Below are 8686 nucleotides of genomic sequence, written 5' to 3' on the forward strand. Positions count from 1 at the left end.
GCCCACCGCGGGGCGCCGGACGTCTGCCGCCTGACCCGCCGGGGCAGTCCCGCGCCGGTGGTGGGGCCGGCGGCCGGTGCGTCCGGTCCGGGCGGATCGGCGACGGGCGGCGGGTCGGCGTCGGGTGCCTGGCCCACGGTGCGGCCGTGGTCGGCGACGAGCACGGGCGTGCGTCTGCGCTGGGGCAGACGCGGCAGCGGAGCGGGGTCGTCCTGGCCGGGCAGCGCGGCGTGTTCACCGTGGCGGGCGGGGTGCTCGGTCCGTTCGGCGCGCTCGGGGCCGCGTTCCGCCGGGACCGGCGGGCGGGCCAGGGATCCGGCGCCGACCTGCGCCTCCAGCTCGACGGGGCCGTCCACCACGCCCTCGCGCCCCGGACGCCGCGCGGCCGGCTCGTGGCGCGGGTCGCGGTCCTGCGGCTCCTCGGCGGTCTCGGTGAGCAGCTCGCCGGGGATGAGCGTCACGGCGGTGGTGCCGCCGTAGGGGGACTCGCGCAGGGAGACCCGGATGCCGTGCCGCTCGGCGAGCCGGGCGACGACGAACAGGCCGATCCGGTCGGTGTCGGCGAGCTGGAAGTCCTGGGACTCCGCCAGCCGCTGGTTGGCGTCGGCCAGGGCGTCGGGGGTCATGCCCAGACCCCGGTCGTGTATCTCCAGGGTGAAGCCGTGCGGGACCCGCTCGCCCGAGACCTGCACGGCGGTGTGCGGCGGCGAGAAGACCGTGGCGTTCTCCAGGAGTTCCGCGACGAGGTGGATCAGGTCGGCCACCGCCCCGCCGGCCACGGCGAACGGCGGGAGCCGGCGGATCTCGACGCGTTCGAAGTCCTCGATCTCGTCCACGGCGGCCCGCACCACGTCCATGAGCTGCTCCGGCTTGCGCCACTGCCGGGCCGGGGCGGTGCCGGAGAGGATGACCAGGCCCTCGGCGTGGCGCCGCATGCGGGTGGTCAGGTGGTCGAGCCGGATGAGGTCCGCGAGGTCCTCGTCGTCGGTGGTGCGGCGCTCCAGGGCCTCCAGCAGGTTGAGCTGGCGGTGCAGCAGGACCTGGGCGCGGCGGGCGAGGTTGACGAAGACCTCGGCGACGCCGCGCCGGGTGACGGCCCGTTCGACGGCGGCCGAGACGGCCTCGCGCTGAAGGGTGTTGACGGCGCGCCCGATCTGGCCCAGCTCGTCCCGGCCGTATTCGAGGCGGGGGGCCTCGGTCTCGATGTCGACATGGTCGCCCGCCTCCAGGCGGCGCAGCACGCCGGGCAGCCGCTGCTCGGCGGCGTCCACCGCCTCGCGCGACACGCCGCGCAGCTCGCGGTTGAGGCGGCGGGCCAGGCGCAGGGCGACGACCGTGGCGATGACGATGACGAGCAGCCCGCCGATGGCGACCAGGCCCGCGCGCAGCAGCGTCGCGTCGATGCCCGGGTCGAGCTGGTCCCGGTAGGCGGCGTCGGCCTCGTCGGCGAGCACGCTGAGGGCGGCGAGCGCCTCGGCGCCGGTCTCGGCCCATTCCTCGGCGTGGACGGTGCTGACGCGGCCTTCGAGAAGGGCCTCCTCGACGAGGGTCAGCAGGGCGCCCGCGCCGGTGTCCCAGTAGTCCTGGTGGGCCCGGACGTCGTTGTCGGGCAGGTCGGGCAGGTAGAGGTCGTAGATCAGCTCGCGCCGGGAGATCAGGTCGGTCAGCGCGCCGAGTTCGGCGTCCCCGGCGCTGCCCGCGGCGAGCGCGCCCGCCACCAGGGCGTCTTCCTGGGAGAGGGCTTCACGGGCCTGGGCGAGGCCGGTGATGGCGCGGGCCTGCCGGTCGAGTTCCACGTCGCGGACGGGCTGGACCGAGGAGAGGAAGAGCAGTCCGGGCGCGGTGAGGCGGTTGTAGGCTTCGAGGGCGCGGGTCCGGTCGATCGTGCCGTCCGCGACCCGGTCGCGGAGCTGGTCCAGGTCCTCCAGGGCGGCGAGGAACGCGTCCAGCCGCTCCCGCGTCTCGTCGCGGAAGTCGGCGCGGACGCCTTCCGTCGCACGTCCCAGGACGCGGGCCACCGCCTGGTCGGTGGCGGTCTGGAGGTCGCTGAGCACCTCGGTCCGCCGGGGGTCCGCGATGTGGACCAGGGTCTGCCGCCGCTCCGCCTGGAGGGCGCGGACGACCGCGTCGCACGGTTCGGTGAGGGCGTCGGCCGCGGAGGAGGCCGCCAGCACGTCCCTGGCCTCGGACACGGTGATCGCCGACGCGAACGCCCAGACCGACACGAGCGACAGCAGGGGCGCGAGCACCAGCGCCCCTGTCTTCCGTCGGATCGACTTGCCGCGAAAGCGCATGCCCTCCCCTAGTTCGTCCCGGACGGCCGGCGGCGGCCGGCACCGTCGGCAGGCGCGAGCCTACTACCCGGTCGGGTTCGGCTTCCGTGACGCCCGGTGTAAGTGGATGGAGTTGACTCACGGAGCGCCTCATACTCGTCTGTCGCGTCCGGGCACGCAAGGCGTCCACCGCGTTCTACGATGGGGGTTGACGAGTTATCCGCGTATCTCACCGTGCAGGGAGCGTTGGCGGAGTGTACGCGAAGCCCCGCATGCCGGACCCGGTCCGTGCCGCAGCCGTGCGCGCCGTCATCATCATCGCGCTGACGCTGACCCAGCTCGTCGTGGTGCTGTTGTGCACCCTCGCGGGCTCGTGGCTGGCGTTCCCGATGCTGCTGTCCACGATCGCCAGCAGCATCGTCGCGACGTGGGCCGTGCTCGACATCTGGGTCACCCGGCAGTCGTGGCTCCAGCGCAACGGCGTGGTGTCCGTGCCGAGCAGCGCCGCGCGGTCGCGGCGCCGCCTGTCCGGCCGTCAGTGATCCGCCTCCCGCGGCGGCGCGGGCCGGGGCCTGCGGAAGACGCGGGTCGCGGTGATCTCGCCGTGGGCGGGCTCGGCCGCCGGGTCCCGCCGGGGCAGGCCGGGGCGCAGGTGCTCCTCGACCCTGATGTACTTCAGCCCGGCGCGGAGGTCGGCGTCGTTCCGCAGCCGGATCACCAGGGGGAACTCGGCGAGCGCCGTGGTGTCGAACAGCCCTGTCGTATACAGCAGTTGGACGCCGAGGGCGTCGGCGACGGCGCGTTGCAGCTCCAGCAGGTAGGTGGCGTTGGCGCGGCCGATGGGGTTGTCGAGGAAGAGCGTGCCCGCGTGGCGGTGCCGGTCGCGGCCCCGGTCGTTGCCGCGCAGGGCGGCCATCGTGCAGTACAGGGCGATGGCGGCGGTGAGGAGCTGGCCGCCGGAGAACACGTCGCCCATCTGGCCGACGGGGACGCGTTCGGCGCGGAGCACGGCGTCGGGCTTGAGGATCTCCACGGCGACGCCGCGCGGGCGCAGCGCGGCGTGGACGCCGCGCAGCAGCAGGGACATCCCGTCGCGGCGCAGGTCGGTGTTCTTGCGGACGGCGGCCCGCGTCGTCTCGTCGACGACCTCGCCCAGGCGCTCGGCGAGGGTGGCCTGGTCGGGGTCCTCGAAGCGGATGCGGAGGAACTCCTGGCCCGACCACTCGCCGAGCCCCTCGGGGAGCCGGGAGAGCCGCTGGGCGGAGCGGAGGGTGTCCAGTGAGGACTCCACCAGGCCGCGCAGCCGGTCCACGATGCCGTCCCGGTTCCGCTCCAACTGGGCCAGCTCGTCGGTGAGGACGCGCAGCCGGGGGGCGAACGCCTCGGCCCAGGGGGCGGCGTGGTCGGGCAGGGCGGCGCCGGGCAGCTCCCTGATCTGCTGCCGGGCGGGGGTGCGGACCTGCTCGAAGCGGGTGGCGTTGGCGTGCCGGACGAGCCGGTCGCCGGCCTCGCGGACGGCCGCCTCGGCGGCGGCCAGGCCGGCGGCGCCCGCGCGCAGCGCGCGGCGGGTGTCGGTGGCGGTCTGCCGGGCCTCGGCGAGAGTGCCGGGGTAGGGCTCGGCGGCGTCCTGCTCCCCGTCGCCCGGCCCGTCGTGGCCGTCCGGACCTCCTCCGGGCTGCCCGGGCGACGGGTCGCGCAGCAGGGCCCGCAGGAGGGCGGCGGCCTCCTCCAAGCCGCCCGCCGCGTCCCGGGCGGCGCGCAGGGCGTGCGCCAGCTCCTCGTGGGCCTCCCGCGCGGCGCCGAGGGCCTCCTCGTGGGCGGTCAGTTCGGCGGTCGCGGTCCGCAGCAGCGCGCGGGCGCGCTCGGCGTCGGCCGGGACGCTGTCCTCGGGCAGCTCGATATGGGCGGTGGCGCCCTCGGGGGCGAGCCGCTCGGCCTCGCCGCGCAGCCGGCCGAGCTGCTCGCTGGCGGCCGAGGCGCGGCCCTCCAGAAGCTGCACCAGGGCCTCGGCCCGGGCGGCGGCGGCCTGCCGGGAGGGGCCGTCGGCGCCCTCGGGGCCTTCCAGCAGGCGGGCGGCGCGGGTGCGGACCTTGTTGCTCAGCCGGTCCAGGGCGGCCAGCGCGGCGCTCTCCTCGCTCTCGGCGCGGGCCTGCTCGGCGCGCAGGTCGGCACCGACGCCGACCTTCTCGTAGAGCTGGGACGCGGAGCGGTACGCCTCCCGCAGGTCTGGCAGCGACCGGTCCCCGCCGGAGGCGCCGGCCGGGGTGCCGCCCGGGTCCTGGCCGTCGTCGGGGGCGCCGGAGACCTCGGCGCGCTCGGCCCGCAGGGCGCGGGCGGTGCGGCGGGCGTCGTCGGCCGCGCGCTGCGCGGGCCTGCGGTCCTCGTCGGCGGCGCGGGCCGGGTCCAGCGGCTCGGCGGCGCGGGCCTCGGCCTCGGCCGCCTCGGCGGCGAGCTCCTTGACCCGGGACGTCCAGCGGGCGCGTTCCCGCAGCCGGGACGCGAGCCCGGCCAGGGCGTCGGCGGAACGGCGGGCGCGCTGGGCCGCCTCCTGCTTCTCGTCGCGGGCGCGGGCGGCCTCGGCCGCGGCGTCGTCGGCCTCGGCGCGGGCGGCGGCGGCCCCGGTCAGGCGGTGCTCCGCCTTGCTCTTTTTCACCTCTCCCCGCCCCCCCGCCACGCCGCGGGGGGGTATGAAGGACGGGTCGGGGCCCCCCGGCCCGCGCTGGGCGACGGCGGAACGGGGCAGCAGCGCCGCGGCGGCGAGCACCTCGCGGGCGCGGGCGTGGCTGCCGGGGTCGGTGATGACGACGCCGTCGACCAGCGCGGGACGGGCGGCCAGGACGGTGGCGTGGTCGACGGGGTCCACCGCCTGCGCCAGGTAGCGCCAGCCGGGCAGGGCGGGGATGCCGTGCTCGCCGAGGAACTCGACGGTGGCCAGCACGTCGGGCCCGGGGGGCAGCAGGCCGCCGTCGCCGAGGGTGGCGAGGATGCGGGCGTCGTCGGCCGCGGCGGTGCGCAGCTCGAACAGGCGGCGTTCGCCGGTGGCGAGGGCCTCGTCGAGCAGTCCGGTGAGCGCGTCGGCGCCACGGTCCAGCTCCTCCGGGGTGAGGGCCTCCGGCCCCGCGCCGGCCGGCAGGCCGAGGAGCCCGGCGAGGCGGGGCTCGGCGGCGAGGGCGGCGGCGGCGCGCGGCTCGGCGTCCAGCGCGGCGCCGGCGGCCTCGGCCGCGTCGGCGGCGCGGGCGGCGGCCAGCTCGGCGCGGGCGTGCTCGGCGGCGGCCTCGCGGGCCTGCTCGGCGGTGCGGGCGGCGGTCTCGCGGGCGGCCTCCCAGGCGGCGACAGCGGTCCGTTCGGCGTCGCCCGCGGCGAGCGCGGCGCGGGCGGGGTCGGTGAGCGGGCCGCCGCCCTCGCCGGGCGCGGCGGGCTCCAGCCAGCCGGCGCGGACGGCGTCGGCGGTCTCCTGCTCGACCTCGGCGAGGCGCTGGCGCAGGTGCTCGCTCTCGCTGCGGGCGCGCTGGGCCTCGGTGGCCGCGGTGGTGGCGTCCCGGTGGGCCGCCTCGGACGCCGCCTGGAGGGCGGTGGAGCGCTCCTCGGACCGGGCGGCCGACCGTTCGCTCTCCTCGGCCGCCGTGTGCAGGGCGCGCACCAGCGCGGCGGCGGCGCGGCTCCTGGCGGCCAGGGCGGGCGCGGCGTCGCGCTCGGCCTCGCGGATGGCGGCGGCGACGCGGGCGGCGCGGTCGGCGGCGGCGCGATGCTGGAGGACCGTCTCGGCGGCCTGCCAGGCGGCGTGCAGGGTGCGGGCGTCGGTCAGCTCGCGGCGCTGCGCGGCGGCGGCCTTCCCGGCGGCGGCCCGCGCCAGCGAGGCGTGCCGGTAGGCCAGCTCGGCGGCGACGCGGGCCGCGCGGGCCCGGTCGGCGTCGGCGGCGGTCACCCCGGCCGCGGCGGCGGCGACGCGGTCGGCGAGGCCGGCGGCGCGGTCGCGCTCCCCGGCGCCCCGGGCGGCGAGGCGGGGGGCGAGGGCGCGGGCCCGGCGCCGGGCCGCGGCGTGGACGGCGCGGGCGGCGTCCCGTTCCCCGGCGGCCTCGGTGACGCGGGCGAGGAGGTCGAGGGACCCGGCGGTGAAGTCCCGCTCGGCGGCCAGCTCCTCGCGGCGGCCGAGCTTGTGGGCGAAGCCGTGGACGAGGTCGGCCAGGCCGTCGGTGTCGCGGGTGTCGGTGACGGCGCGCAGCAGCAGGTCGGTGAAGTCGGCGTCGTTCTTGACGGCGAACAGGCCGGCGGCCTCGCCCTCGTCGGCGTTCATCTCCCGCTGGTAGCGGAACAGTTCGGGGTCCAGACCCAGGTGTCCGAGGTGCTCGACCCAGCGCTCGTGGACCTCTTCCCAGACGACGTCCAGGTTCGGGTAGGCCCGGCCGGTCTCGGTGAGGATGTCGCGGAAGCCCTTCATGGTGCGGCGCCTGCCCCGGGCGCCGGAGCCGCCGTCGCGCGCCGCGTCCGGCCGCAGGACGGTGGACTCGGCGACCGGCAGCGAGTCCAGGCTCATGCCGGGCCCGGGCCGGAACGAGTACCACGCCTCGGCGAACTTCCGCGGGTCGCTGGAGACCTGGCGGCCCCGCCACTCGCTGACCTTGCCGACGACGACGGTCTCGCCGGTGAGGGTGTGCTGCCACTCCAGGGCGACGTGCCCGCAGTCGTCGGCGAGCAGGAACTTGCGCAGCACGCCGGAGCTGGCGCCGCCCAGCGTGTTGCGGTGGCCGGGCAGCATGACGGAGAAGATCAGCTTCAGCAGCACGGACTTGCCGCCGCCGTTCTCCAGGAAGAGGACCCCGGCGGGGGCCGGGCGGCGCGGCGGGCCGGTGGGCTCGTCCTCGAAGAAGTCCGCCTGCGCGGGAGCCGGCCGGGGCACCGGCTCCCCGACGCCGCGCAGGTCGAGCACGGTGTCGGCATACCGGGCGCCGGCCGGTCCGATGGAGTAGAGGCGGATCCGGGACAGCTCGTACATGGCGTCGGGACTCTCGTCGGTTCGGGCGTGCGGGCGGGGTCGTCGGCGGGGCGGTCAGCGGTGGACCGGGAGGCCGGCGCCGTCGGCGAGGTCGAGGTCGGCCTCGTCACCGGGCGGCGCCAGCGACCCGGTGCCGTCGCCGACCGGGACGACGCCCAGCTCCAGCAGCTCGGTCATGGCGGCGGTGGCCGCCCTGTCGCGGACCTGCAACTGGTAGCGGGCGGTGGTGCGGGACGCGCCCCCGGCGTCGTCGCCGGTCCGCTGGTGGAATCCGGAGTCGGGGTGGAACGCGACGGCCTTGCCGACGATGCCGGTGGTGGAACCCGCCAGCCGCCGCGCGTCCTTGGTGGCGCCGGTGGCGCTGCGCCGCGCGTACACCCGCCAGGCGGCCTCCAGACCAGGGGCGTCGGTGGCCGGATCGGTGTTCTCCCCCTGCTCGGCGGCGCGTTCCTCCAGCCGGCGGCACGCCTGGCGGACGAACGCCTCGACGCCGTTGACGGTGATCCGGCCGATGTACCCGTCGTCGGCCAGGTCCTCCGGGCGGGGGAACGCCAGGGCGGCGACGGCGAGGTGGGCCAGCCCGTGCAGGAAACGGTCGGCGGTGTCGGCCGTGGCGCGGCGGGCGTACTCCCCCATGCGGACGGCGAACACGGAGTCCTCGGCGGCGGCGACGGCCATGCCCGCGCGGGCGGAGGCCTCCAGGACGACCAGGCCGAGACCGGTGGCGACGGCGTCCGCGAGGCGCCCGAAGGCGGGCTCCTCCTGATAGCGGCGCAGCAGCCCGGCGTACGCGGCGTCGCGGGCGGGCAGCAGCCGGGGCTGGAGGCCGAACGAGACCAGCCGCGCGGCGTCGGCCGCGTCGGCGGGCGTCAGCGGCCCCGCGGGGCCGGCCTCCGGGGAGCCGGCGGTGGGCGCGGCGGTCGTCATGGGGTCGCCTCCGATCGCTCGGCGGCCATTCCGGCCGCGTCCAGCAGGGCGGTGCCGACGATCAGGTCGGCGCCGCCGAACTCCGGGTCGTCCAGCTCCGTGCCGTCGTCCACGGCGAACAGCAGCCGGGGCTCGCCCTGCCGGTAGGCGGTGCCGACCGGCGGGCTGGCGGCGTGCACGGCGAGCAGGGCCACCAGGTACGGCAGGTCGGGGTCGGCGCGGCGGGCGTCGGCCAGCAGGCCGGAGAGGCGGCGCGGCGCGTCCTCGGGGAGCTGGAGCAGCTCCTGCGCGGCGGCGAACTGCTCCTCGGTGAAACGGCTGTCGTCCGGGGTGGCGATCAGGTCGGGCTCGGGCAGCTCGGCGCCGAGGTGCTCGCGGGGCGCGGGCGGGGTGAGCAGCAACTCGGTGAGGTCGCCCCCTTTTTCACGTCGGCCGGGGCCCGCGAACGGGGGACGGCGGGACGCAGTGGGCCGATGAGCGGGGCTACGACAAA

General features: G+C 77.7%; 4 protein-coding genes and 1 pseudogene. 1 reads left to right on the forward strand and 4 read right to left on the reverse strand.

Features of this window, described 5'->3' with window-relative positions:
• A partial coding sequence (locus tag BN2279_RS10010; protein WP_234347719.1) for a sensor histidine kinase occupies positions 1 to 2294 on the reverse strand: 2294 nt, incomplete at its 3' end.
• A 233-nt stretch (positions 2295 to 2527) separates the two neighbouring features.
• Between BN2279_RS10010 and BN2279_RS10015 the strand changes: the two genes are divergently transcribed.
• Positions 2528 to 2815: a hypothetical protein gene (locus BN2279_RS10015; protein WP_234347720.1), complete on the forward strand. Its 288-nt coding sequence runs from the start codon at positions 2528 to 2530 to the stop codon at positions 2813 to 2815.
• On the opposite strand, the gene BN2279_RS10020 is transcribed toward BN2279_RS10015, so the two are convergent.
• The 3 genes and pseudogenes from BN2279_RS10020 to BN2279_RS10030 form a co-directional block, all read right to left on the reverse strand.
• Positions 2809 to 7266, reverse strand: a complete 4458-nt coding sequence (locus BN2279_RS10020; protein WP_059008357.1) for a coiled-coil domain-containing protein — start codon at positions 7264 to 7266, stop codon at positions 2809 to 2811. The genes BN2279_RS10015 and BN2279_RS10020 overlap by 7 nt on opposite strands.
• A 54-nt stretch (positions 7267 to 7320) precedes the next feature.
• Positions 7321 to 8193, reverse strand: a complete 873-nt coding sequence (locus BN2279_RS10025) for a hypothetical protein (RefSeq protein WP_059008358.1) — start codon at positions 8191 to 8193, stop codon at positions 7321 to 7323.
• Positions 8190 to 8609, reverse strand: a pseudogene (locus tag BN2279_RS10030) (hypothetical protein); the annotation flags it as partial. The pseudogene BN2279_RS10030 and the gene BN2279_RS10025, both read right to left, overlap by 4 nt.
• Positions 8610 to 8686 lie beyond the last annotated feature (77 nt).

It is taken from the genome of Streptomyces specialis, from assembly GCF_001493375.1.
GTDB lineage: Bacteria > Actinomycetota > Actinomycetes > Streptomycetales > Streptomycetaceae > Streptomyces > Streptomyces specialis.

What these genes read in the sequence shown, in the direction of transcription:
- BN2279_RS10020 (WP_059008357.1), bottom strand. Translation starts at nt 7,266, where the DNA reads ATGTACGAGCTGTCCCGGATCCGCCTCTACTCCATCGGACCGGCCGGC.
- BN2279_RS10025 (WP_059008358.1), bottom strand. Translation starts at nt 8,193, where the DNA reads ATGACGACCGCCGCGCCCACCGCCGGCTCCCCGGAGGCCGGCCCCGCG.